Source organism: Sphingomonas sp. GM_Shp_2 (assembly GCF_026540875.1).
In the GTDB taxonomy this organism is placed as follows: Bacteria; Pseudomonadota; Alphaproteobacteria; order Sphingomonadales; family Sphingomonadaceae; genus Sphingomonas; species Sphingomonas carotinifaciens.
Genome location: NZ_JALNUQ010000059.1, coordinates 1 through 24,995 on the forward strand (window position 1 = coordinate 1; position 24,995 = coordinate 24,995).

Annotated in this window: 20 protein-coding genes and 1 tRNA gene; 12 read left to right on the forward strand and 9 right to left on the reverse strand. The window is 66.9% G+C overall.

Features of this window, described 5'->3' with window-relative positions; all coding sequences use genetic code 11:
- Positions 1–145: 145 nt before the first annotated feature.
- The gene (locus OXR08_RS16385; protein WP_267351493.1) at positions 146–901 is read right to left on the reverse strand and encodes a response regulator transcription factor; all 756 of its coding nucleotides are present in this window, start codon (positions 899–901) and stop codon (positions 146–148) included.
- Between the two features lie 265 nt (positions 902–1,166).
- Between OXR08_RS16385 and rpsU the strand changes: the two genes are divergently transcribed.
- From rpsU to OXR08_RS16405, 4 genes are all read left to right on the forward strand, one after another.
- Positions 1,167–1,373 (forward strand): 30S ribosomal protein S21, encoded by a 207-nt coding sequence (rpsU, locus tag OXR08_RS16390; protein WP_007404630.1) that lies wholly within the window; start codon positions 1,167–1,169, stop codon positions 1,371–1,373.
- Between the two features lie 122 nt (positions 1,374–1,495).
- Positions 1,496–2,095 (forward strand): FKBP-type peptidyl-prolyl cis-trans isomerase, encoded by a 600-nt coding sequence (locus OXR08_RS16395; RefSeq protein WP_112382694.1) that lies wholly within the window; start codon positions 1,496–1,498, stop codon positions 2,093–2,095.
- A gap of 265 nt (positions 2,096–2,360) precedes the next feature.
- Positions 2,361–3,164: a DUF4019 domain-containing protein gene (locus OXR08_RS16400; RefSeq protein ID WP_267351495.1), complete on the forward strand. Its 804-nt coding sequence runs from the start codon at positions 2,361–2,363 to the stop codon at positions 3,162–3,164.
- A gap of 192 nt (positions 3,165–3,356) precedes the next feature.
- On the forward strand, positions 3,357–5,321 hold the full coding sequence (locus tag OXR08_RS16405) for a beta-N-acetylglucosaminidase domain-containing protein (protein WP_267351497.1): 1,965 nt from the start codon (positions 3,357–3,359) through the stop codon (positions 5,319–5,321).
- 21 nt (positions 5,322–5,342) lie between these two features.
- On the opposite strand, the gene OXR08_RS16410 is transcribed toward OXR08_RS16405, so the two are convergent.
- Positions 5,343–6,581 carry a dienelactone hydrolase family protein gene (locus OXR08_RS16410; protein WP_267351498.1) on the reverse strand — a complete coding sequence of 413 codons (1,239 nt, stop codon included), beginning with the start codon at positions 6,579–6,581 and terminating at the stop codon, positions 5,343–5,345.
- Positions 6,582–6,619: 38 nt separating this feature from the next.
- On the opposite strand from OXR08_RS16410, the gene OXR08_RS16415 reads away from it, so the two are divergent.
- Positions 6,620–8,479: a M1 family metallopeptidase gene (locus OXR08_RS16415; protein ID WP_267351500.1), complete on the forward strand. Its 1,860-nt coding sequence runs from the start codon at positions 6,620–6,622 to the stop codon at positions 8,477–8,479.
- Between the two features lie 221 nt (positions 8,480–8,700).
- On the forward strand, positions 8,701–9,204 hold the full coding sequence (locus tag OXR08_RS16420; protein ID WP_174236568.1) for a CHAP domain-containing protein: 504 nt from the start codon (positions 8,701–8,703) through the stop codon (positions 9,202–9,204).
- Between the two features lie 283 nt (positions 9,205–9,487).
- On the opposite strand, the gene OXR08_RS16425 is transcribed toward OXR08_RS16420, so the two are convergent.
- Genes OXR08_RS16425 through OXR08_RS16435 form a run of 3 tightly spaced genes read right to left on the reverse strand, consistent with a single transcriptional unit; the run spans position 9,488 to position 13,657 of the window.
- Positions 9,488–10,786: an MFS transporter gene (locus OXR08_RS16425; protein WP_267351503.1), complete on the reverse strand. Its 1,299-nt coding sequence runs from the start codon at positions 10,784–10,786 to the stop codon at positions 9,488–9,490.
- A gap of 22 nt (positions 10,787–10,808) precedes the next feature.
- Positions 10,809–12,293, reverse strand: coding sequence for an alginate export family protein (locus tag OXR08_RS16430; protein WP_267351505.1), 1,485 nt, complete (start codon positions 12,291–12,293; stop codon positions 10,809–10,811).
- A gap of 32 nt (positions 12,294–12,325) precedes the next feature.
- Positions 12,326–13,657 carry a dicarboxylate/amino acid:cation symporter gene (locus OXR08_RS16435; protein ID WP_267351507.1) on the reverse strand — a complete coding sequence of 444 codons (1,332 nt, stop codon included), beginning with the start codon at positions 13,655–13,657 and terminating at the stop codon, positions 12,326–12,328.
- 206 nt (positions 13,658–13,863) lie between these two features.
- On the opposite strand from OXR08_RS16435, the gene OXR08_RS16440 reads away from it, so the two are divergent.
- From OXR08_RS16440 to OXR08_RS16450, 3 genes are all read left to right on the forward strand, one after another.
- Positions 13,864–15,657 (forward strand): ATP-binding protein, encoded by a 1,794-nt coding sequence (locus OXR08_RS16440; RefSeq protein WP_267351509.1) that lies wholly within the window; start codon positions 13,864–13,866, stop codon positions 15,655–15,657.
- A gap of 8 nt (positions 15,658–15,665) precedes the next feature.
- The gene (locus OXR08_RS16445; protein ID WP_267351511.1) at positions 15,666–17,006 is read left to right on the forward strand and encodes a sigma-54 dependent transcriptional regulator; all 1,341 of its coding nucleotides are present in this window, start codon (positions 15,666–15,668) and stop codon (positions 17,004–17,006) included.
- A 337-nt stretch (positions 17,007–17,343) separates the two neighbouring features.
- Positions 17,344–18,483 (forward strand): ionic transporter y4hA, encoded by a 1,140-nt coding sequence (locus tag OXR08_RS16450; protein ID WP_235903819.1) that lies wholly within the window; start codon positions 17,344–17,346, stop codon positions 18,481–18,483.
- On the opposite strand, the gene OXR08_RS16455 is transcribed toward OXR08_RS16450, so the two are convergent.
- Both OXR08_RS16455 and OXR08_RS16460 read right to left on the reverse strand, forming a co-directional pair.
- The gene (locus tag OXR08_RS16455; protein ID WP_112382705.1) at positions 18,456–18,743 is read right to left on the reverse strand and encodes a hypothetical protein; all 288 of its coding nucleotides are present in this window, start codon (positions 18,741–18,743) and stop codon (positions 18,456–18,458) included. The genes OXR08_RS16450 and OXR08_RS16455 overlap by 28 nt on opposite strands.
- Positions 18,719–20,431: a M1 family metallopeptidase gene (locus tag OXR08_RS16460; protein ID WP_267351513.1), complete on the reverse strand. Its 1,713-nt coding sequence runs from the start codon at positions 20,429–20,431 to the stop codon at positions 18,719–18,721. Before OXR08_RS16460 ends, OXR08_RS16455 begins: the two co-directional genes overlap by 25 nt.
- A 114-nt stretch (positions 20,432–20,545) precedes the next feature.
- Here OXR08_RS16460 and lon point away from each other — a divergent pair, with 114 nt between their 5' ends.
- The 3 genes from lon to OXR08_RS16475 all read left to right on the forward strand — a co-directional run bounded on the left by lon (position 20,546) and on the right by OXR08_RS16475 (position 23,565).
- On the forward strand, positions 20,546–22,942 hold the full coding sequence (lon, locus tag OXR08_RS16465; RefSeq protein WP_267351514.1) for an endopeptidase La: 2,397 nt from the start codon (positions 20,546–20,548) through the stop codon (positions 22,940–22,942).
- A 215-nt stretch (positions 22,943–23,157) separates the two neighbouring features.
- Positions 23,158–23,430, forward strand: a complete 273-nt coding sequence (locus OXR08_RS16470) for an HU family DNA-binding protein (RefSeq protein WP_112382708.1) — start codon at positions 23,158–23,160, stop codon at positions 23,428–23,430.
- 60 nt (positions 23,431–23,490) lie between these two features.
- A tRNA-Val gene (locus OXR08_RS16475) sits at positions 23,491–23,565 on the forward strand.
- 255 nt (positions 23,566–23,820) lie between these two features.
- On the opposite strand, the gene OXR08_RS16480 is transcribed toward OXR08_RS16475, so the two are convergent.
- Together OXR08_RS16480 and OXR08_RS16485 are read right to left on the reverse strand one after the other, a co-directional pair.
- Positions 23,821–24,330 (reverse strand): hypothetical protein, encoded by a 510-nt coding sequence (locus OXR08_RS16480; protein WP_267351516.1) that lies wholly within the window; start codon positions 24,328–24,330, stop codon positions 23,821–23,823.
- A gap of 49 nt (positions 24,331–24,379) precedes the next feature.
- Positions 24,380–24,995, reverse strand: a 616-nt coding sequence (locus OXR08_RS16485; protein WP_267351518.1) for a toxic anion resistance protein, incomplete at its 5' end; no start/stop codon positions are given.

Here is a 24,995-nt window from a genome sequence, read left to right on the forward strand (position 1 = left end):
GGTGGCGAGGATGCTCAAGGGGCGCGGCGGGTCGCGCGGCGGGGGGCCGTTGAAGGTGATGATGAACGAGGCGAGCGTCGCCACCATGACCGAGGCGATGACCAGCGCGAAGATCGGCCGGGCAAGGCTGGGCAGCCGGGCCGGATCAGCGCGTTTCGACATCGGCGACGAACATATAGCCTTCGTTGCGCACGGTGCGGATCAGATCGTCGCCGCCCCGCCCGTCGCCCCGGCTGAGCTTGCGGCGCAGCCGGCTGACCTGCACGTCGATCGCACGGTCGAAATGCTCGACGGTAGGCCCGCGCGCATGGTCGAGCAGGAAGTCGCGGCTGAGGACGCGGCGGGGGTGATCCACAAAGGTCATCAGCATCCGGAACTCGCCGTCCGACAGGTTGATGACGACCTCGTCCGGGTCGAGCAACTGGCGGCCGATCGGGTCCAGCCGCCACCCGGCGAAGCGCTGCATGGGGCGGGCGGCGGGGATCGGCGCCTCGGCGCGCGCCGATGCGGTGGCGTTGCGGCGCAGCACCGACCGGATGCGGGCGAGCAACTCGCGCGGGTTGGCGGGCTTGGCGATATAGTCGTCCGCGCCCATTTCCAGCCCGATGATACGGTCTACCTCCTCGCCGATGACCGACAGGATGATGACCGGCGGCGCGGTCGCGCGGTCGAGCGTGCGCAGGACCGAGAGGCCGTCCTCGCCCGGCATCATCACGTCCAGCACGATCAGCGCATAAGCCTGCCGCGCCATCTGCGCGCGCATCTCGGCGGCGTCGGCGGCGGTATCGACCACATAGCCGTGCGCGGACAGGAAGCCCGCGGTCAGCTCGCGAATGCCGGGATCGTCGTCGACGATGAGAAGGCGGGTGGATAGGTCCAAGCTGGCGGCCGTTTGCAACATGTCCCGGAGGATCGGACATACGCGTATCGCGCACATGTCGGCCCTGCAACATCGTGCAACGAATGCCCGCGCGCCCCCGATCGTGGCATCATGGCCACACCGGCGGACCCCGTCGGCGGGCGGTGAGACGCGCTTGCCAAGGATGCCCGGTGCTGCTAGGCGCCGCCTGTTCTCGACGCGGACTCGTTCGCGCCGGCTATTCGCCATTCAGATTGATTGCTGTTCCGGCATGGGCAGCGCATATCGACCGGAGTTTTTGGATTTTATGCAGATCATCGTTCGCGACAACAATGTCGACCAGGCTCTTCGCGCGCTCAAGAAGAAGCTGCAGCGCGAGGGCGTGTATCGCGAAATGAAGCTGCGCCGTCACTATGAGAAGCCGTCGGAGAAGCGCGCGCGCGAGCGTGCCGCCGCCGTGCGTCGCGCCCGCAAGCTTGAGCGCAAGCGCGCCGAGCGCGACGGCGCCCGGTAAGCGACCTGGCCGGATGGGATCCGCTCCCCCGCATCGGCGGGAGGGCGGATCCCCCGGCACCGCGTTTCCCGACCTATCACCGGTGACGGCCGGACCGGCACCACAGAATCAGGTGCCTATCGATGTCCACCGTCACCGCCGTGCCGCTGCAGCCCGTCAAGCGCAGCTATCTCATCTATCTGTGGCTGGGTCTGGTGCTCGCCTGTGTCGCGGCCGTCGCGCTGGCGACGCAGGGTGACGACTTCCTGACCCGCAACGCCCGCGCCAAGGGCGTGGTGACCACCGCTTCGGGCCTGCAATACAAGGTGCTGGAGCCGGGTCAGCCGGGTGCGGCCAAGCCCACCGATGCCGATGTCGCGCTGGTCCAGTATGAGGGCAAGCTGCTGAACGGCACCACGTTCGACAAGTCGCAGCAACCGACGCCGATGCCGGTCTCGGCGGTGGTGCCCGGCTTCTCCGAAGCGCTGAAGCTGATGCCGAAGGGCGCCAAGTACCGCGTCTGGATCCCGGCGGCGCTGGGCTATGGCGAGCGCGAGGCGGGGCCGATCCCGGCCAATTCGACGCTGGTGTTCGACGTGCAGCTGCTCGACTTCCTGCCGGAAAGCGTCGTGCGGCAGATGCAGATGCGCCAGGGCATGGGCGGCGCGATGCCGGGTGGCGCGGTCCCCGGTGGTGCGATGCCGGGCGGCGCCGTTCCGGGCGCACCGACGCCGACGAACTGATCGCGGGCAATCGCCAAAGGTTCAGAAGGGCTCCGCCAGATGTGGCGGGGCCCTTTTTCGTTGCTGTCCTGCGGTTGTCGACATGGCGTCGGATTTGACAGCTGATGTCGGGCAAGCGCCTGCAAAACGGTGCGTCGGTATCGAGAGGCTGCGACAAGCAGACTGGTTTCCCTGCCCCGTTCTTGGTCATGCATGGGGGGCTGATCGACCGCGGATGTTCGGCGGCTGGTAGAAAGCCGTTTTGTTGCCCTTTACAGTTGCCGCCATGGAGCAACGAACGACCAGCTCGGGCAGCAGCAGCGCCCCCTCCCTGACCGAACGGGAGAAGGACACGCTTCGTCTGCTGCTCAAGGGCCACGATGCCAAATCGATCGCCCGCCAGCTTCAGCTGTCCGTACACACCGTCAATGAGCGACTGCGCGATGCGCGTCGCAAATTGGGTGTGGCGAGCAGCCGTGAGGCGGCGAGACTTTTTGCCAAAATGGACGAAGCGGGCCCCGAAAATCTCGGGGACAAGGTTTTGGGGGTGGCGGCCACGCCTGCTCCCATGGCCTCGGTTGGGCCGGGAAATCGCCAGCAGCGTGTAATGCACCGGTTGGCCTGGCTCAGTGGAGGAATGTTCGTCATGTCGCTTGTCATCGCCGCCTTTGCCCTTGCATCGGCCTTTCATGGAAACGGCGCGTCGAATGCGCAGACGCCGGAGACGAGCGCCCCAGCCGCCGATGCTTCGGCTTCGATGAGTCAGCGCGAAGCCCGTCACTGGTTGAGCTTGTTGGACAAAGGCGAATGGGAGGCGAGCTGGCGCGCCACTGCAAGCCTGTTCAAATCCCAGATATTGGCGCCGCAATGGGTGGCGGTCATCCAGCCGGTGCGGCTACCGCTGGGCGCGGCTTCCTCACGCACCTTTCAGAATGTGACGAGGACCAAATCGCTTCCCGGCGTGCCGGCGGGGGATTACGAGGTTCTTCAGTTTCGCACGAACTTTGCGCACAAACCCGGCGCTGTCGAGACGATCACCCTCGCGCGCGAGGGCGCGACATGGAAGGTGGCCGGCTATTTCATCAAGTGAGGCGGTGGCCGTTAGCAATGGCCGTATCCGGTGGGCCCCCGATAGCGGCGCTATCATGACATGAGCTTTGGCGGCAGGTTACCGGGTCGACGACGATACGCCCGACATGTGCGGCCATGCCATCGCTTGCCGTTCGCGCGACATCCTCCTAATCATTGGTCAATAATACCAATTCGATACCGGAGAACAGGGATGACGCGACGCATGGGCAGGATCGGCGCCAACTCGATGATGGTCGCGGCGGCGGCGCTGGCGGTGATGGCGGCGCCCGCATCCGCACAGCCGGCGACGTTGCCGGCGATCTTTCCCGCACCGGTGTCTATGACGTTGGGGCAGGGCGCGGTCGCCCTGGGTTCCTCGGTGGTGCTGGTCGCCGGCGCCGATGCCGATCCCGCAACGGTGGCACTGGTGCGTGGCATCCTGACCTCGGCCGGGGTGGAGACGGTCACCACCGCGCGGCGGGTGCCGGCGACGCTGGACGGGGTGTATGTCGTGGTGGGCACCGGCGGCGATGCGGTGGTGCGCGATGCGCTGGCGCGCAGCGGGGCCAGGATCGGTGAAGAGGCCGAGGGCTATACGATCGCCAGCGTCGCGCAAGGGCGCGGCGGGCTGATCACGCTGGCGGGGCGCGATGGCGACGGGGTGTTCCATGCCGCGCAGACATTCCGCCAACTGGCGCGGCGCGGCACGATCCCGGCGCTGGTGATCCAGGACCATCCGGCGATGCCCATCCGCGGCACGATCGAGGGATTTTACGGCGCGCCCTGGACGATGGCGGACCGGACCAAGCATCTGGACTTCCTCGCCAGCGTCAAGGCGAACACCTATGTCTACAGCCCCAAGGACGATCCTTACGCCCGCGATCGCTGGCGCGAGCCTTATCCCGCCGAGACGCTGTCGGCGCTGGGCACGCTGGCCGCGGCGGCGCGGCGCAACCATGTCGACTTCGTTTATGCGATCTCGCCGGGGCCGACGGTGTGCTTTTCCGACCCGGCCGACCTGAGCGCGCTGGAGCGCAAGTTCGATGCGCTACGCGGGATCGGCGTCCACAGCTTCTATGTGGCGCTGGACGATATCGAATATACCAATTGGAATTGCGAGCAGGACAAGGCGGCTTTCGGCCCGTCGGGCGCGGAGGCGGCGGGGATCGCGCAGTCGAAGCTGTTGAACGCAGTGCAGGCCGATCTCCTTGCCAAGGACCGGGCGTCGCGACCGCTGATCATGGTGCCGACCGAATATTTCGACGCCAAGGAAAGCCCGTACAAGGCGGCACTGCGCAAGCATCTCGACCCGCGCATCGTGGTGCAGTGGACCGGCACGGACGTGGTGCCGCCGGCGATCTCGGTGCCCGACGCCAAGGCGGCGACCAAGGCGTTCGGGCGCAAGACGCTGTTGTGGGACAATTATCCGGTCAACGACTATGCGCAGACGACGGGGCGGTTGCTGATGGCGCCCTATGCGCGGCGTGAGGCGGGGCTGGCGAGCGAGCTGACCGGTATCCTGTCCAACCCGATGAACCAGGAGGCGCCGAGCCGTGTCGCGGTGACGGGCGTTGCGGCCTTTGCCTGGAACGACAAGGGCTATGATGCGCAGCGGACCTGGCATGCCGCGGCGCGCGAACTGGCGGGGGGCGATGCCCGCGCGACCGAGGCGTTGCTGGTGTTCTTCGATACGCAGCACATGGCGCCGACCTTTGGCAGCCAGCCCTGGCAGGAGCAGGCGCCGCGGCTGAAGGCGGTGCTGGACCGGGTGCGCGAGGCGATCGCGGACGGCGATGCGGCGGCGCGGGCCGAGGCGATCGCCGAACTGCGCGAAACGGCGGATGCGATGGCGGGGGCGCCCGACATCATTCGCTCGGGGACCGTCGATCCGGGCTTTGCGGCCCAGTCGGCCCCGTGGCTGGATGCGATGCAGCGCTGGGGTCGTGCGTTGCAACTGACCGCGGCCGGGCTGGATGCCGCCGACCGGGGCAATGGCGCGGCGGTGCGCTACTTCGCCGATGCCAAACGCATCGCGGGCGAGGCGGCGGCCGTCCAGAGCATTCCCGGCGCGACGCGCTTCGACGGACCGATCAGAATCGCGGACGGCGTGCTGGACGTCTTCGTCGCGGATGCGCCGAGGCTGATCGCGCTGCCGCCGGCCGCTCCCGCACGGTAAAGCCGCCGACTGCGGCGATGCTCAAAGGGTGAGCATCGCCGTGGCGGCGGAGGCGGCGTCGGCGCGCTCCGCCAGCGATGCCTGAATGGCGGCGGCGGTGCGCGGCACCTTGCCCTTGTAGGCGATGCGGCCGTTTACCGTCACGGTGACGGGGCGGTCGAGGTTTAGCAGGTGATCCGACAGGCGCAGGGACGTGCCGGCCGGCACGTCTCCGGTCAGGGTGATCGACTGGCCATCTGCGGTCGCGACGATCTTGTCGCCCGCCTTGGCGGCGGCGGCGTCGGGGATCTGCAGCCAGTAGAAGCGGTCGCTGGTCACGTCGTCCTGCACCCAGACGACACGCTTCGGCCAGGGATTGCGGGTGAACTGCGCCATCCAGGGCAGCGCCTCTGCATCCTTGCGGTTCATCCAGTGGGGCAGGCCGGGATAGATGCGCGCCATGTGGACATAGCCGCCCGGGTCTGCGGCGTGCAGGCGGTCCATCTCGGCGGCCTTTTGCGCGGCGATCTTGTTGCGGTCATAGGCACTGTCCGCGCCGCCCATGAAGATGGCGAAGGGCAGGTTGCGCAAGGGCAGCAGCGTCGATTCATTGGGGTGGCCCGCCATCGTCGCAGCGGCGGCGAAGCGGTCCGCCATGCGCGGCGCCAATTGCCAGACGCCGTCGCCGCCGGCGGAATAGCCCATCAGATAGACCTTGTTCGGGTCGACGCCGTTCAGCGCGACCTGCGCGTCGATCAGCCGCTGGAACAGGGGATCGATATGCCCCTCGTGCCACAGGTTCCAGGTGTCGGTGGGCGCGCGGGGGGCGAGATAGATGCCCTCGGCCGGTTCGTAGAGGCGGATCTGGTTGCGCCATTGCTGGTCGTTCACCGCCGGCTCGGCATTGCCGCCGCCGTGCATGGAAATCCACAGACTGCGACCACCCTTCGGCGCGGTGCCGAAGACCTTGCTTTCCCATTTCAGCGTCTTGTCGCCGATGGTGATCGACTTTGCCGCAAGCTGGGTCCGGTATTCGTCGGCCACCGCCTGAAGCCGGGCGGCCGCCATCTGATCGAGCATCCGGGCAGCGGCGTCGCGGGACAGGCCCCTGGCGGCATGGGTGGTCGCCGGTCGTGGCGCAGGGGTCTGGGGAAGCGTCGCGGCGATGGCGGCGGCGAGGACGGGGGTAAGCCAGAAGTGCATGGCGGGGCTTTTAGCGGGCATGGTGGCGGTGTCGATGGTGGGGGCGCGGTGGCGGTTCATTTCCCATTCGGCCGGCATCCGCCTAAGGTGCAGCCATACTGACCTTTGGAGTTGCCATGCCTGCCACCGTTCTGGCGCTTGTCCCCATTCTCGCCCTTGCAGCACAGACGGCGCCTGTGCTCGCCACGCCGGAAGCGCGCGACGTGCACAGCCATGCCCGGCCGCTGGAGGCGCGGGTTTCCCATGTCTCGCTGAACCTGTTCGCCGATTTCGACAGCCATGTGCTGCGCGGGGTGGCGACATTGTCGATCGATGCCCGGCCGGGGGCGGGGCAGGTGGTGCTGGACGATAACGGCTTGCGCATCGTCTCGGTCACCGATGCCGGTGGCAAGGCGCTGCCCTATACGGTGGGCAAGGGTGACGCGGTGCACGGCGCGCCGCTGACCGTGACGCTGAACGGGACCAAGACGATCCGCATCGCCTATGCCTCCGCGCCCGAGGCGAAGGCGCTGCAATGGCTGAGCCCGGCGCAGACCGCGGGCAAGACGCAGCCCTTCCTGTTCAGCCAGGGCGAGGCGATTCTGAACCGCAGCTGGATCCCGACGCAGGATTCGCCGGGCATTCGCCAGAGCTGGGACGCGACGATCGACGTGCCGGCCAAGCTGATTGCGGTGATGAGCGGCGAGGCGAGGGGCAAGGCGGTGTGCAAGGCGGATCGCTGTACCTATCGTTATACGATGGACAAGCCGGTGGCGCCCTATCTGATCGCGCTGGCGGTGGGGGATATTGCGTTTCGGGCGACGGGGGAGCGGACGGGGATCTGGGCGGAGCCTGTGACGCTGGACAAGGCGGCGTATGAGTTTGGGGAGCTGGACAAGTTCGTGGCAGCGGCCGAGGGGCTGTACGGACCCTATCGCTGGGGACGGTACGATGTACTTGTTTTGCCACCCTCTTTTCCGTTCGGGGGCATGGAGAACCCAACGCTGACCTTTGCCACGCCGACCGCGATCGCGGGCGACCGCAGCCTGGTCAGCCTGATCGCGCACGAGCTGGCGCATAGCTGGTCGGGCAATCTAGTGACGAACGCGACCTGGAACGATTTCTGGCTGAACGAGGGTTTCACCAGCTATTTCGAGAACCGGATCATGGAGTCGCTGTACGGCCAGCGCCGCGCGGCCATGGAGGCCGATCTGGCGTGGACCGACATGCAGGCGGCGGTAAAGGATGCGGGCGGCCCGCAATCGCCCGATACGCGACTGCACCTGGAACTGGACGCGTCGCGCGATCCCGACGACGGCATGACCCAGATCGCCTATGACAAGGGCGCGACCTTCCTGCGCACGATCGAGGCAACGGTGGGGCGGGCGCGGTGGGATGCGTATCTGCGTCGCTATTTCGACGTCCATGCCTTCCAGCCGCAGACCAGCGCGGGGTTCCTGGCCGATCTGAAGGCCAATCTGTTGAAGCCGGGCGAGGCGGAGCGGATCGGGGTGGACGCGTGGGTGTACCAGCCCGGCGTGCCCGCCAATGCGGTGCATGTGAAATCCGACGCGTTCCCGGCGATCGATGCAGCGGCCAAGGCGTTTGCGGCGGGCGGGCCGGTGTCGGCCGTGCCGGGCGAGGTGACGACGCAGGAATATGTCCGCTTCCTGACGCAGTTGCCGCGCAGCATGCCGGCGGAGCGGCTGCGCGCGCTGGACGAGCGGTTCCACTGGAACGAGACGGGGAACAGCGAGATCCGCTTTGCCTGGCTGCAACTGGCGCTGGCCAATCGCTACCCTCCGGCCGAGGCGTCGGCGGAGGCGTTCCTGACCGGTCAGGGACGGCGCAAGTTCGTCGCGCCGCTGTTTGCGCAGCTATGGGGGCAGGGCGACTGGGGCCGCGCCCTGGCGACGCGCATCTATGCCAAGGCACGGCCGGGCTATCACGCGGTGACGGCAACCACGGTCGATCGCCTGATGAAGGCGGCGAATTAACCATTCGGTAAGCTTTTGGAAGAGCGCGCGACGATCGGTGCATGCCAGGCATGCAGGTCGGCGACGATGAAACACAGTTCGTCGGATAAGGTTCCCGGCGCTCTTCCAAAAAATATCGACACCCCGTAGCCAAAAGTCATCACCTAGATTGGACCGGGGGGTCGCACGTGAGTGGAAAGTCGTTGGCAGCGCGTTTTGCGCTGGTGGTTTCGTGCGGCCTGATGATGGCCACGCCCGCAGCCGCACAATTCTGGCAGTGCGCACCCTATGCCCGCGAAATCTCGGGCATCGACATTCATGGCAATGCAAATACCTGGTGGGGCCAGGCCGAGGGCCGGTACGAGCGCGGCCATACCCCGCAGGCCGGATCGGTACTGGCATTCGAGGCGACGCGCCGGATGCGGGTCGGCCATGTCGCGATGGTATCGCGCGTGGTGAGCGAGCGCGAAGTGCTGCTGACCCATGCCAACTGGTCGCGCCGCGGCGGCATCGAGCGTGACGTGCGTGCCATCGACATCTCGCCGAACAACGACTGGTCGCAGGTCAAGGTATGGTACGGCCCCAATGGCGGGCTGGGCACCTCCAGCTACCCGACCAAGGGCTTCATCTATGCGGGCCATGCCCCGAAGGCACCGATGGTCGATGCGCTGCCGCCGGTGCAGATCGCCAGCCAGGGCCCCGATCCGATGACGGGGATCTATACCTTTGCGGGTGAGGTTAAGTAACGTTTGAGCCCTCTCCCCCACGGGGAGCATCAGGTGAACAGCGCCCCGCGCTGTTCAGCCCATGCCGGGGGCATGGGCGACCTGATGCTGGGGGGACCCGCAGCTTTAGCCGTGGTGAGGGTGAGGGGTAGTCCAGCAGTGCTGCGCTGCTTGGCGGCCCCTCACCCTCCCACCGCTTTGCGGCGGGCCCCTCCCTCTCCCCAAAGGGGAGAGGGGTCATCGCCCTTGCATCCACTTTTAAGCTATCACGCTCCCCCCCGGAGGGGAGAGGGCGTAAGGCGGGTCAATCCTCGACGATCAGGCTGTTCTTCCGGGTGTCGCGCATGCGCAGGTAGATGACCAGCGAGATCGCGATCATTGCCGTCACATACCAGTAGAAGCCGCGCTCGAACCCGGCGTCCTTGAACTTCAGCGCGACGAACTCGGCAGTGCCGCCGAAGATGGTGTTGGCGAGCGCATAGGGCAGCGCGACGCCGAGTGCGCGGATATGCGCGGGGAACAGCTCCGCCTTCACCACGGCGTTGATCGAGGTGTAGCCGGTGACGATGATCAGCGCGGCCATGACGAGCGCGCCGGCGACCCAGGGGTCGCGGGTCGTCTCCAGCGTGGAGAAGATCGGATAGGTGAAGCAGACGCCGGCGATGCCGAACGCAACCATCAGCGGCTTGCGCCCGATCCTGTCCGATAGGCCGCCGGCGAGCGGCTGGAGCAGCATGAAGACGAACAGGGTGGCGGCGTTGATCTGGCTGGCGACCGGGCGGCTGAAGCCCGACGTGTTGACCAGGAACTTCTGCATGTAGATCGAATAGGCATAGAAGGCGAGCGTGCCGCCCGCGGTCAACAGCATCACCGTCAGCGTTTCGCGCGGGTGATGCTTGATGAGCTGCAGGAAGCCGGACTTGGGCGCGCCTTCCTTCTTGGCATTCTGATAGCTTTCCGTCTCGGCCAGGCCGCGGCGGATGTAGAAGACGACGACCGCCAGCACCGCGCCGATCGCGAACGGGATGCGCCAGCCCCAGGCGTCGAGATCCGCCTCGCGCAGCACCGTCTGGAGGATGAGCAGCACGCAGATGGCGAGCAACTGGCCGGAGATCAGCGTGACATATTGGAAGGACGAGAAGAAGCCGCGCCGGTCCTTGCCCGCCATTTCGGACAGATAGGTGGCGCTGGCACCATATTCGCCGCCGACCGACAGGCCCTGCATCAGGCGCGCGATGACGAGCGCGGCGGGGGCGAACAGGCCGATCGTCGCATAGCCCGGCGTGACCGCGATGATGAGCGAGCCCGCGCACATCAGCGTGACCGACAGCGTCAGCCCCGCCTTGCGCCCCTTGCGATCGGCATAGATGCCCATGATCCAGGCACCGATCGGGCGCATGATGAAGCCGACCGCGAACACCGCCGCGGCGGACAGCAACTGGGCGGTGCGGTCTTCCGAGGGGAAGAAATGCGGCGCGAAATACAGGGTGAAGGCGGAATAGACATACCAGTCGAACCATTCCACCAGATTGCCGGTCGATCCCCCGATGATCGATTTCAGCCGGTGGTTGCGGGTATCCGCACCCATTGCGGTTGATGCCATGTCTATTCCTCTTCGTAGGATATCAGAACCGGAAGCTAAACCACCCCGCGGCGAAAAACGAATTGTTCAACCCGGCCCGGTCGAGCACGGTCTTCGCCTGGAGATGTTCCAGTCGGCCGGTGAAGGAGAGGCGGGGCGTGATGCTCCACACCGCCTGAAGCCGGGCGACCTCGGCGATGGCGCGGCCGTCGACGGTTTGCGTGCGCGGCAGCGCGGCGCCACTGGCGCGGTACACCGCGTCGTTTTCATCCGGGCGCCAGGCAAAGCCGTATTCGGCCGCGAGGCGCACGCCCTTGATCGGGGTGAAGGTGAAATTCGGTGCGGTGTAGAGCAGGTTCGTCGGCGTCAGGAACAGGCCGTAGCTGTAATAGATGTTGTTGCCGAACAGGCCGCTGGTCGTGTTCAGCGTGCCGCCGTCATAGCTGCCGCCGCCCGAGCCGTAATCGACATGGACGCCGACGCGCGGGGCATCGGCCGTCTTGCCCAGCTTGTAGGTTTGCGCGACGAACGCCTGCCAGCCGGAAATCTTCTGGTTGCCGAAGGTGCCGCCCTGATGGTTGACCGTCCAGTCGATGGTGACCGGGCCGATGTCGCCATAGGTGTGCAGGCCGACGAAATAGCGTTCTTCACGCGCGATGCGGCCGCCCCATGTCGCCGCGCGGTTGCGCAGGCGCCAGACGAACGGATCGGCATACAGCTTCGAGCCGCCGAACAGGTCGGTGGGGATCTTGAAGCCGAAGGTCGCGCCGGAGAACCGGACATTGTCGTTCTTGCGGTCGTCGCTCAGGCCTTCATAGCCATAGGAGACGTAGTTCAGGTCGAACACGTCGAGCCGGGTGGTGGCATTGCGTGCATAGGCGCGGACGCCGTCGAGAACGAAGAACAGCGTGTTGTTGTCGCGCGGCACGGTCAGCAGCTGCGGGCCGTCGGCAAAGGTCTGGCGACCGGCGCGGATGCCGCTGTCGAAGCCGGCGACATTGCCCTTCACCTCGGCGAAAAGCTGCTGCACGGCCAGATCGTTGCGCAGGTTCGCGTTGGGATTGCCCAGGTTGCGGCCGTTCAGGCTGGCATGGCCGACCTCGCCGAAGACGCGGAAGTGATCCCCCAGATGAACGTCGGCGCCGCCGACCAGGCGGAGAATGTCCTGACGCTGGGCTTCGCGGTCCTGAAGATTGGGGTTGGTGGTCAGGTTGGTGCGGACGCGCGCCTCGCCGGAGAAGGTGACGTAGACATCGCCCTCCTGCGTCAGCTTCACGCATTTCAGCGCGTCCAGCGGATCGTCGCGCTTGGCCGGGTCGCACATCCGGCGCCAATCCTCTGCCCAGCGCGACTGGTTGTAGCCGCCGGTGGTGGTGCCGTCGCCGGCGGCCGCGGACGGGTAGGCGCCGGTGGACGGGCTTGCACGCTCCGGGCTGTTGCCGGGGATCGCACTTTGGGCGTTGGCGGCCATGGGGGCGAGCCCCGGGGCGAGGGCGATCGCGGCCCCCGCCAACCAGACGTTCTTCATTCTATTCCTCTCTGAAAGGCGGGAGCGCGGTCTTATGCCGCGTTGATTGCCGAGCCGTTAACGATGGCCGGGGCGGTGCGGCTGTTCAGCGCGGCATCCAGCGCATCCTTGTCGAGCGCGTTTTCCCACCGGGCGACGACCACGGTCGCCACCGCATTGCCGATGAAGTTGGTCAGGCTGCGGCATTCCGACATGAAGCGGTCGATGCCCAGGATCAGCGCCATGCCCGCGATCGGGATGGTGGGCACGATCGAGAGCGTCGCGGCAAGCGTGATGAAGCCCGCGCCGGTGACGCCCGCGGCCCCCTTCGAACTCAGCATCGCGACCAGCAGCAGGGCGAGCTGCTGACCCAGCGATAGGTCCACGCCGCAGGCCTGGGCGATGAACAGTGCCGCCAGCGTCATGTAGATGTTGGTGCCGTCGAGATTGAACGAATAGCCGGTGGGGACGACCAGTCCGACGACCGACTTCTCGCAGCCGGCCTTTTCCATCTTCTGGAGCAGGCTGGGCAGGGCGGCCTCGGACGAGGAGGTGCCCAGGACGAGCAGCAGCTCGGCCTTGAGATAGCGGATCAGCTTGAACACCGAGAAGCCGTTCACCCGCGCGATGGTGCCGAGCACGACCGCGACGAACAGGAAGGCGGTCAGGTAGAAGGTGGCGACGAGCGCGCCGAGGTTGACGAGGCTGCCCAGCCCGTACTTGCCGATGGTGAAGGCGATCGCGCCGAAGGCACCGATGGGGGCCGCGCGCATCAGGATGCCGACCAGCTTGAAGACGACGATGCTGAGGCGCTCCAGGCTGCTCAGCAGCGGCTTGGCGGGCTCGCCGATCAGCGCCATCGAGATGCCGAACAGGATGGCGACGAGCAGGACCTGAAGGATGTTGCCCTCGGTAAAGGCGCTGACCAGCGTGTCGGGGATAATGCCGAGCAGGAAGCCGGTGATCGTGGTGTCGTGCGCCTTGGCGGCATAGTCGTTGACCGCGGCAGCATCGAGGGTCGCTGGGTTGATGTTCATGCCGGCGCCGGGCTGGACGACATGGGCGACGATCAGGCCGACGACGAGGGCGAGCGTCGAGACGGTGATGAAGTAGAAGAACGCCTTGCCCGCGACGCGGCCGACCGAGGCGAGCTCGCGCATGCCGGCGATGCCGGTCACCACCGTCAGGAAGATGACGGGGCCGATGATCATCTTGACGAGCTTGATGAAGCCGTCGCCCAGCGGCTTCAGCGAGGCGCCGAAGCTTGGGTAGAGATGGCCGATGATCGCGCCCAGCGCGATGGCGACGAGGACCTGAACATACAGGTGCGACCATATTCTGGCGCGCTTGGGCGCCTCGGCCACGGCATAGTCTTGTGCGATCACGCTTTCGTCATCCTCTGCAACAATGGGAGGCACCGTTGATCCGGGCTCTTGGAACCGCGAGTGTGCGCTGAAAGTGTCGCGGCCATCAACGTGATGGTGGAATGACGCGAAAACGGCCCAAATCCGCCAGATCCGGTGGCATGGCCGGTTTTGGATGAGCGAATTTTCGCATGGCGCCGGCGGCATTGCTGCGATAGTCCGCACAGATGGGTTCCTTCTCCGCCAAGTCGATCCGCGTCCGCGTCGCCCTGGCGGCGGTGCTGGTCGTGGCGCTGACCCTGGTCGTGGCTTTGGGGTTGCGGGCCTATGCTTACGGGCAGGCGCTGGACGATCTGCGCCGCACCGTCGGCCGGGTGGCGCGGCAGCAGGAACGACTGTTGTCGAGCGAGTTGCAGCGCTTCCGGTTGCTGCCGATCGTGCTGGGCGAATATCCGGACCTGCGCAGCGCGCTGGTCGCGGGGCCGGGCCGGGCGGCGGACCGGATGAACGAGAAGCTGGCACTGCTGGCCGAGCGCACCGGTGCGCCGGTGATATATGTGGTCAATGCGCAGGGGCGGACGATCGCGGCGTCCAATGCGCAGCAGCCGGACAGCTTCGTCGGGCGCGACTTCGCGTTCCGGCCCTATTTCCGCGGCGCGATGGCGAACGGGACGGCGGAATATTTCGCGCTGGGCAATGTCAGCCGCCGCCCCGGCCTGTTCCTGGCGCGCCGGCTGGGGCCGGTGGAGGCGCCGGTGGGCGTGGTGGTCGTAAAGGTCGAGTTCGGCGGCCTGGCACGGGCCTGGGCGACCGATGTCGGGCAGACGCTGCTCGTCGATGGGCACGGCGTCGTGGTGGTGGCAACCGATCCGCGCGCGCGCTTTTCCACGCTTCGCCCCCTATCGCCCGGCGAACGCGCGGAAATCCGGGAAACGCGGCAGTTCGGCAGCCTGCCCTTGCCGTTGTCCGGCTATCGGCTGGGGAAGCGCGGCGAGGATCGCGATCGCGTGGGGGACAAGGTGCTGTCGGCGGCGGTGCCGGCGCCGCTGCCGGGGTGGCGGCTGATCCATGTGGCGCCGGTCGGGACCGCGCTGCGCGAGGCGGATGCGTGGGTGCGGGCGGCGACGGTGCTGGTCGGCGTCGCGCTGGCGCTGCTGGCGGCGGGATGGCTGTGGCGGCAGACGCGCGCGGAGCGGCAGCTGGCGGCGAGGGCGGCGCTGGAGGAGGAGGTGACGCGGCGGACGGCCGAGCTGCGCGAGGCGAACGGGCGACTGACGGTGGAGATCGGCGAGCGCATCCGTGCCGACCAGCGCTTCCGCGCCGCGCGCGAGGAACTGGCGCAGGCCAACCGGCTGGGATCGCTGGGATCGATCACCGCGGGCGTGGCGCACGAGATCAACCAGCCGGTGGCGGCGATCCGCACGCTGGCCGACAATGCCCGCATCTTCCTGGAGCGCGCCGCACCCGAGCGCGCCGGCCAGAATCTGGCCTCCATCGTCGAGCTGACCGAGCGGATCGGATCGATCGTGCAGGAGATGCGCCGCTTCGCCAGGCGGGGTACGCACGGCATCGGCCCGGTGGCGATCGCCGAGATCATCGAGGGCACCATGCTGCTGATCGGCGACCGTTTCCGCAGCGCGGGCGTGACGCTGGACCGGCCGATGGCGGGCGATGCGCTGCCCATGGTGATGGCGGGGCGGGTGCGGCTGGAGCAGGTGCTGGTCAACCTGTTGCAGAATGCGCTGGATGCGGTGGCCAGGCAGGCGGTGCCGAGGGTCGCGCTGTATGTGGAAGACGATGGCGGCGACACGGTTGCGATCGTCGTCGCCGATAATGGTTCGGGGCTGGACCCGGCGCTGGCGCCGGTGATCTTCACCCCGTTCGTGACCGGCAAGCCCGACGGGCTGGGCCTGGGTCTGGGGATTGCACGCGATATCATGACGGAATTCGGTGGCATGCTGGAGACGGTTCCATCCAGGCTGGGCGGCGCGGCGTTCCGCGTGACGTTGCGGCGGGCGTGAGCGGGGATATGGCGAGCGGGAAGAGCGCGGGCGCGACGATGCGCGTGCTGCTGGTGGATGACGACACGACGCTGCGCGGCGCGCTGGCGCAGTCGTTCGAACTGGCGGGGATCGAGGTGGAGCCGCACGCCGACCCGCAGGGCGCGCTGGCCACGATCGATGTCGATTTCGCCGGCATGGTGGTGACCGACATCCGCATGCCCGGCATGGACGGCACCGAGCTGTTCCGCCGCATTGCGGCGATCGACGCGGATATCCCGGTGATCCTGATGACCGGGCATGGCGACGTGCCGATGGCGGTGGCCGCGCTGAAACAGGGCGCGTTCGACTTCGTCGCCAAGCCGTTCGCCGCCGATCACCTGATCGCCAGTGCGCAGCGCGCGCTGGAGATGCGCCGGCTGGTGCTGGAGAACCGGCGCCTGCGGCTGGCGGCGGAGGAAGCGCAGGGCGCCTATCCGCTGATCGGCGAGACGCCGGTGATGATGCGGCTGCGCGACATGGTGCGACAGGTGGCGCAGGCCGATGTCGACGTGCTGATCGAGGGGGAGACGGGCACCGGCAAGGAACTGGTCGCGCTGCTGCTCCACCGCTGGAGCGCGCGGCGGACGCGACCCTTCGTCGCGGTCGATTGCGCCGCGCTGCCCGAGACGATCGCGGAGGGCGAACTGTTCGGACAGGCGCATGGCCGCACGCCCGGGCGGATCATGGCGGCCAATCGCGGCACGCTGTTCCTGGACGAAGTCGACAGCATGGCGCTGGCGTTGCAGGGCCGGATGCTGCGCGTGGTGGAGGAGCGCGAGGTGCGCGCGATCGGCGCGGAGGAACGACAGATGCTGGACCTGCGCATCGTGGCGGCGGCGAAATCCGATCTGGCGGGCGCGGTGGCGGATGGGCGGTTCCGGGCCGACCTGCTCTACCGGCTGGATGCGGTGCGGCTGCGCGTGCCGCCGCTGCGCGAACGCCGGGCCGACGTGCCGCTGCTCTTTGCGCATTTCCTGCGCGAAGCGGCGGAGCGGTTCGGGCGCGAGGTGCCGATGATCGACGCCGATGTGGAGGCGCGGCTGTTGTCGCACGACTGGCCGGGCAATGTGCGCGAGGTGCGCAACTATGCCGGTCGCGTCGCGCTGGGTTTGCCGGGGGAGGGTAGCGGCGCGGGGAGCGACGGATCGCTGTCGCTGCCCGAACGCGTCGAGCGGTTCGAGGGGGCGACGATCCGCGCCGCGCTGGAGGAAGGCGGCGGCGACGTGCGCGCCGCGCTGGTGACGCTCGGTATTCCGCGCAAGACCTTTTACGACAAGATCCAGCGGCATGGCATCGACCTGAATGCGTATCGGCAGGGGCGGGGGTAGCGATTACCGGGAGGCGCGGTCCTGCGTAGCTCGTTTTTTGGCCAGCGATGGCAGCCAGATGGAAGATCTTCCGTTCGTCTCGAATAGTCATCGCGCTCGTCGGGATGACGTATCGAGAGACTGTTACCCGGGGCGATGATGTCTCGATACGCTCCTCCGGAGCTACTCGACCGCTACTCTACACGAACGGGTTCGGGTAAAATTGGAGGCGGGGGAGCGAGGCGGCTCCACACCACACCCCAGGAAATGCATGATCCATGTTGGACCGTGCGCGCCAAGTCGCCGGTCTTGGCAACTTTCATGCCGTTGTTGCATTGCTGGAATAAAGGGAGACGCAATGACACAGACGACGGCAGACGAGGAACGGATCGTACCCCCGGCCAGCAAGCGGGCCTTGCTGCAACGATTGACGATGCCGTGGTGGACGCTGATCTTCCCCCTGCTCGGCGTCGGCGCGGTCCTGATCTCGCTCTACAAGATGGGAACGCCCGGCCTGATCGCGGCGGCGGTGATCCTGATGGGATGCGTGCTGGCCGCGGTGCATCATGCCGAGGTGGTCGCGCACCGGGTGGGCGAGCCGTTCGGCACGCTGGTGCTGGCGGTCGCGGTGACGGTGATCGAGGTGTCGCTGATCGTCAGCCTGATGCTGTCGGATGCGGGCGATGCCTCCACCCTGGCCCGCGACACCGTGTTCGCGGCGATCATGATCATCCTGAACGGCATCGTCGGACTGTGCCTGTTGTCGGGCGGCGTACGGCATGGCGAGCAGCGCTTTTCGCTGCGCGGGGCGAGCGCCTCGCTGAACGTGCTGGTGGCGATGGTGGTGCTGTCGCTGGTGCTGCCCAATTACGTGTCGAGCGCGCCGGGGCCGACCTATGCCCCGTCGCAACTGATATTCGTCGCGATCGTCAGCCTGATCCTCTACGGCACCTTCGTGTTCGTGCAGACCGGGCGACACCGGGAGATGTTCCTGCCCGCCGACGAGGACCTGCCGGCGGATGCGCACACCACCGTGCCATCGGGCAGCGACACGCTGGTGGCGCTGGGGCTGTTGCTGGTCGCGCTGGTCGGCGTGGTGCTGCTCGCCAAGGGGTTGTCGGCCAAGGTGGAGGAGGCGATCCTGGGCGCGGGGCTGCCACTCGCGATCGTCGGCGTCATCATCGCCGGACTGGTGCTGGCGCCCGAAAGCCTTGCCGCCTACCGCGCGGCTAAGCGTAACCGGTTACAGACGAGCCTGAACCTGGCGCTGGGCTCGGCGCTGGCGACGATCGGGCTGACCATCCCGTCGGTGGCGATCGTGTCGCTGGCGCTGGACCTGCCGCTGGCGCTGGGGATCGGGCCCAAGGAAATGACGGTGCTGGTCCTGTCGCTGTTCGTCATCACCCTGTCGCTGGGCACCGGACGGACCACGCTGCTGGGCGGCGCGGTCCATCTGGTGATCTTTGCGGCCTATCTGTTCATCACCGTGGTGCCCTGATCCCGCGCACGCTGCCGGGCCGCCAGTGCGATCCCGGCGGCGAGTTGCAGCGCGCCGTAGAGCCGGCGGCGGGTCGGCCGGCCGGCAAAGGGCCGGACGAGCAGGTCGACCGCCGGGGTGCGCGAGCGCCAAAGTGCGACATGGCGTTCGGGCTGGAGCAGGCCAAGCAGCCCGTCGCCGATCATGAACACCGCGGCCATCTCCGCCGTGCGGCGAAGGGCGGCCTGCGTGTCGGTCAGTTCTTTCGTGTCGCGCGCCATGCCTGAAACTCCTCGATTGCCGTCGAGCGTTTCAACACGCGAGCCCAAGGATCGATCACCACATGCGCGTCGGCGGGCACGACAAGCGTGCCGGAGCCGTCCGTCATCGGCAATTTTTCGATGCGGTCGCCGACCTGTACCTCGATCGGCATGGGGAAGGGGCGGTCGTTGGCGACCTTCCAGCGCAGCGTCAGCCGGTCGCCGTCGCGGGTCTGTTCGAGATCCGGCAGTGCCGCCTCACGCAGATAGACATCGAAGAACCAGCGATAATCCCGGCCGGTGACCTGACGAACGAAGCCTTCATATTCCCGGCTGGAGCCGAAGCGGGGCTTGAAGTTGCCGGGCTTCGGATCGGTGCGGCCATAGACGGCGAGGCGGGTGACATCCCAGAAGGCCTTGTCGCCGATCAGGTTGCGCAAGGTGTGGAGCATCCACGACCCCTTCATGTAGATGTCGAGGCCGGGGCCGCCATTGGCCGCCTCGTACACATCCTCCTCGGTGATGACGCGGTTGCGCACGATCGGCACCTTGGCGGCGATCTGGGGGCGTTGCAGGTCCATCATCGCGGCGTAGCGGGCCTCGCCCTCGCGCCAGCGGCCATAAGCGGGCTGCATGTAGCTGCCATAACCCTCGTGCAGCCAGAAATCGTCCCAGTTGGCCGCAGTCAGCTGGTTGGCGAACCATTCATGGGCGAATTCGTGCTGGAACAGCCAGTCGAATCCCTCGACCGCCTTGGCATATTCATTGCCATAGGCGTTGATCGTCTGGTGCTCCATCCCCTTGTGCGGGGTTTCGACCACGCCGACCTTCTCGTCGCCGAACGGGAAGGGGCCGACGAGCGATTCGAAGAAGTCTAGCGTGGGGGCGAATTCGGCGAACAGCTTTTCCGCCTGCGGCTTCTCGCCGGGCAGATACCAGTAATGCATCGGGATCGTGTTGCCGAAGCGGCTCTTGTAGGTGCCGCTGATCTCCTCATAGGGGCCGACATTGAGCGCGATGGCATAGGTGTTGGGATTGCGCGTGCGCCAGTTCCAGCGGGTGCGGCCATCGGGCAGCGTATCGACGCCGAGCAGGCGGCCGTTCGAGGGCGCCTTCAGGCCGGCGGGAACGGTGATGTGCAGCGTCACCTGCTCGGGCTCTGCGGTGGGGAAGTCGAGACAGGGCCAGAACAGGTCGCAGCCATAGCCTTGCGCGGTGGTGGCGAACCACAGCCTGCCGTCCGGCGTCTTCGACCAGACCACGCCGTCATCCCATGGCGCGCGGACCGCAACGTGCGGCGTGCCGCGATAGGTGATGCTGGCCCTGATCTTCTGTCCTGCTCCCTTCGCGCGGGGGAGAGGAATGACGAGCTGCCCGTCCGGATTGGACCAGGTGCCGGGTTTCAGTGCCACGCCGTCGATCGACACGGCGGAGACCGGCAGGTTCCTGTCCAGGTCGATCAGCAGGCGGGACACGGGCGCGGTGGCGGTGAAATCCAGCACGGCGACGCCGGCCAGTTCCTGCGTTTCGGGAAGGACCTCGAACGACAGGTCGGCGGTGTCGAAGCGCAGCGCCAGTTGCTCGGCCGGGCGGATGCCGCCGGAACGCTTGGTCTGCTCGGTCAGCGGCGGCTCCCCCTTTTTGGGGAGCGGCGTCGCCATTGCGGTGGAGGCCAGGAGAATGACGGCAAGCATCGGTATACGATTCATGCGCAAACTTGTTGCCGGTCGTCGCAAGCTTGGCAAGGCGTGATTGATGGATGCTTCACCCTCCCCATATAAGGGAGCATGAGGGTCCCCCCGGCGGGACCCATCGGAGACTCCATGACTCAGACCTACCCCGTACTTCCGCTCCGTGACATCGTCGTGTTCCCGCACATGATCGTGCCGCTGTTCGTGGGCCGTGACAAATCGGTGGCGGCGCTGGAAGCCGCCATGGCCGCCGACAAGGAGATATTCCTGGTCGCGCAGCTCGATCCGGGCGAGGACGATCCCGCCCGCGAGGACCTGTATGAAATCGGCGTGTCGGCGACCGTGCTGCAACTCCTTAAGCTGCCCGATGGCACGGTGCGCGTGCTGGTGGAGGGCAAGCAGCGCGCCCGGCTGGTCGAGCTGACCGCGGGTGAGACGCACCTGACCGCCACCGTCGACACGGTCGAGGACAGCGGCGCGGACAATGACGAAATCGCCGCGCTGATGCGCTCGGTGGTCGACCAGTTCGAGAATTATGCCAAGCTGAACCGCAAGCTGCCCGCGGAAACTGCGGTGCAACTGGGCGAGATCGACGAGCCGTCGCGGCTGGCCGATGCGGTCGCGGCCAATATTTCGATCAAGGTGGCCGACAAGCAGGCGCTGCTGGTCGAGACCGATCCGGCCAAGCGGCTGGAGATGGCCTATGCCCTGATGGAGGGCGAGCTGGGCGTCCTGCAGGTCGAGAAGAAGATCAAGAGCCGCGTCAAGCGCCAGATGGAGAAGACGCAGCGCGAATATTACCTCAACGAGCAGTTGAAGGCGATCCAGCGCGAGCTGGGCAATGAGAGCGACGAGGGCGACGGCGACGAGATCGCCGAGCTGACGCAGAAGATCGCGACGCTGAAACTGTCCAAGGAGGCGCGTACCAAGGCGACGTCGGAGCTGAAGAAGCTGAAGACGATGGCGCCGATGAGCGCCGAGGCGACGGTGGTGCGCAACTATCTCGACGTGCTGCTCGGCCTGCCCTGGGGCAAGAAGTCCAAGATCAAGAAGGACATCCCTGCCGCCGAAGCGGTCCTGAACGAGGATCACTATGCGCTGGAGAAGGTGAAGGACCGGATCGTCGAATATCTGGCGGTTCAGGCGCGCACCAACAAGCTGAAGGGGCCGATCCTGTGCCTCGTCGGCCCGCCCGGTGTGGGCAAGACCTCGCTTGGCCATTCGATCGCCAAGGCGACGGGGCGCGAGTTCATCCGCCAGTCGCTGGGCGGCGTGCGCGACGAGGCCGAGATCCGCGGCCACCGGCGCACCTATATCGGCAGCTTGCCGGGCAAGATCGTGACGAACCTGAAAAAGGCCGGCACGTCCAACCCGCTGTTCCTGCTCGACGAGATCGACAAGCTGGGCCAGGACTTCCGCGGCGATCCGGCGTCGGCGCTGCTGGAGGTGCTCGACCCCGAACAGAACGGCAAGTTCAACGACCATTATCTGGAGATCGACATCGATCTGTCGGACGTGATGTTCGTGTGCACGGCCAACACGCTGAACCTGCCGCAGCCGCTGCTCGACCGGATGGAGATCATCCGGCTGGAGGGCTATACCGAGGACGAGAAGGTCGAGATCGCCGAGCGGCACCTGATCGCCAAGCAGGTCGAGGCGCACGGCCTGAAGGACGGCGAATTCACGCTGACCAACGAAGGGCTGCGCGCGCTGATCCAGCGCTACACCCGTGAGGCGGGTGTGCGGACGCTGGAGCGCGAGGTCGCCAAGCTGGCGAGAAAGGCGCTGCGCCAGATTCTCGAAGGCAAGACGCAGAGCGTGACGATCACGCCCGAGAACCTGCACGAGTTCGCAGGCGTGCAGAAGTACCGCCACGGCCTGTCGGAAACCGAGCATCAGATCGGCGCGGTGACGGGGCTGGCCTGGACCGAAGTGGGCGGCGAGCTGCTGACCATCGAAAGCGTGACGGTGCCCGGCAAGGGACAGGTGAAGACGACCGGCAAGCTGGGCGACGTGATGAAGGAGTCGGTGCAGGCCGCCTTCAGCTTCGTGCAGGCGCGCAGCCCGAGCTACGGCATCAAGCCCAGCCTGTTCCACCGCAAGGACATCCATATCCATCTGCCCGAAGGGGCGGTGCCCAAGGACGGTCCGTCGGCGGGTATCGGCCTCGTCACCTCGATCGTCTCCACGCTGACCGGGGTTCCGGTGCGCAAGGAGGTGGCGATGACCGGTGAGGTGACGCTGCGCGGCCGGGTGCTGCCGATCGGCGGGCTGAAGGAGAAGCTGCTCGCGGCGCTGCGCGGTGGGATCGAGACGGTGCTGATCCCGCAGGAGAACGAGAAGGATCTTGCCGACATCCCCGCCAACATCAAGGAAGGGCTGAAGATCGTCCCCGTCGCGCATGTCGACGAGGTGCTGCGTCTGGCGCTGACCGAGCCGTTGGAGGCGATCGACTGGACCGATGCGGACGAACTGGCCGCGCTGCCGCCATCGGGCGTGGCGCCAGCCGGAGGCGAGCTGCACCACTGATGCAGGTTGGCACGGCCGGGAGCGGAGGTTTTCCGTCGCTTCCGGCCGACCGTCCGCTACGGGTCTTTGAAATCTAAACGATTTCGCTACCCATCCTGCCGCACGGGGGCCTACCGGATTTGTTTGACAGCCTGTAAAGGCGTCGCATTATCCACGGCTTTCACGGTCCATCGATTCTTTCGACAGCGAAATGATTCGGCAAGGGGGGTTTCAGAATGAACAAGCAGGAGTTGATCGCCACGGTCGCCGACACGTCGGGACTGGTTCGCGGGGACGCGGTAAAGGCGGTCGAGGCGGTGTTCGATGCAATTTCCGCCGCGCTGAAGAAGGGCGACGAAGTGCGCCTGGTCGGCTTCGGCACCTTTTCGGTTTCCAAGCGCAAGGCATCCACCGGCCGCAACCCGCGCACCGGCGAACCGATGACGATCAAGGCCTCGTCGCAGCCCAAGTTCAAGGCCGGCAAGGGCCTGAAGGACTCGGTGAACTAATCTGTTTTTTTGGGCTGGACAGGCGCGCAGGTGCCGCCTAAAGGCCCGTCTCCCGGTTACGGGCGCGTAGCTCAGCGGTAGAGCACACCCTTCACACGGGTGGGGTCACAGGTTCAATCCCTGTCGCGCCCACCATATCCTGGATATGGTTCAACAAAACGGCCGCCCGGTCGCCTTCTTCGGAAAGCGCGACCGGGCGGCCGTTTTGCGTTGTCGTGGCCGCTCTTGTTTGAGCTGCTGGTCGTTTGTGTCGGGGCGCGGCAAGCGGATCTCTCGATACACCGTCTCGATACGCGGCTTTGCCGCTACTCGACGGTTACTCGAGATGAACGGGTGAGGAGGGAGGTCAGGAGCGTTTGGCTCTGCTCCACGATGGAAGCCTGTGCCGCTTCAGCCCAGCGGATCGCGGTTGCCGTAGCGGGTTTCGATGAAGCGCAGGTTGTCGGCGAAATTGTCGAGATTGTCCTGCGCCATGGTGCGGCATAGCGTGCGAAGCCGGTCGAGCATCTTTTCCAGACCCTCGGTCAGGACATAGCTGGCCGAGCGGCCGGTCTGGCGGAAGATTTCGGCACGGTGGGCCGGGGGGATATCGGCATAGCTGGAGACGAGTTGCGGCAGGTGCGTGTCGCGCATCTGGCGTACTTCGGTCAGTGCCGAGACGAGCAGCGGATCATCCTTGGCGTGCCGCTCGATCTGGGTGGCGAGGTCGAGCAGTTCGGCGACCTTAGGACGTGCCGCGTCGGGCAGGCGAGGGTCGTCGGCGGAAAAGCCGGCGGGCGCGCGATCGGGCGTGAGGGGCACCGATGGGCGGTGGGCGGGCGATGGCGATGACGACGGGGAGGACGGCGCGGGCTGTGCCGTGCCGAACAGGTCCGAGAAGAATTTCATCAGGCCGTTCACCGCTTACCCCGTATTCGCGCGCGCCCCGACGGCGCCCTGCCATGGGTAATCATCGCGCGCCCGCAAATCCAGTCGTGGCGGCAGCGAGCGCGTGACGCATCTGTTCCACCGCATCGTCCAGAGCGCGGGTGGCGCTTGCCCGGTCCGAACCGGCGGCGGCCTGCGCGGTACGATCGAGGGCGGCCGCCTGCGCGGTCATCCGCTGCCCCTCGGCAAGTGCGGCGCGGGCCGCCAAGGCGGTGCGCAAGGCGGCCATCATCGTCTGGCCAGCGCGGCCGATCGCGGCGCCGAGCGTTTCATGCCCGTCCAGCAGGATGTCGAGCGTCATCCAGCCCTGGCGGGTGACGAGAAGCTGGGTCAACACATCGCGCAGGCGTTCCTGCACCGTAGCGCCGGCGCGGGTGCGCAACAGGTCGGCGCGGGGTGGATTGTCCACCGCGATCTCGCGTGCGGCGGCCTCGACCGCCTGTTCGGCCAGGCGCAGGAACTGACCGGCTTCCTCCAGCCGGTGGTCGGCGGCGACCAGCCGTTCGCGGTGGCCGCGTAAGGTGATCGCCTCGCGCAGCAGGGCGTCGCGCTGACGTTCCAGGTCGGCAAGCAGGTCGGTGAGCAGGGTGCCGGAGTCGACCGTCGGGACGGGCGGGGACGGGCGGCCGAACAGCCGG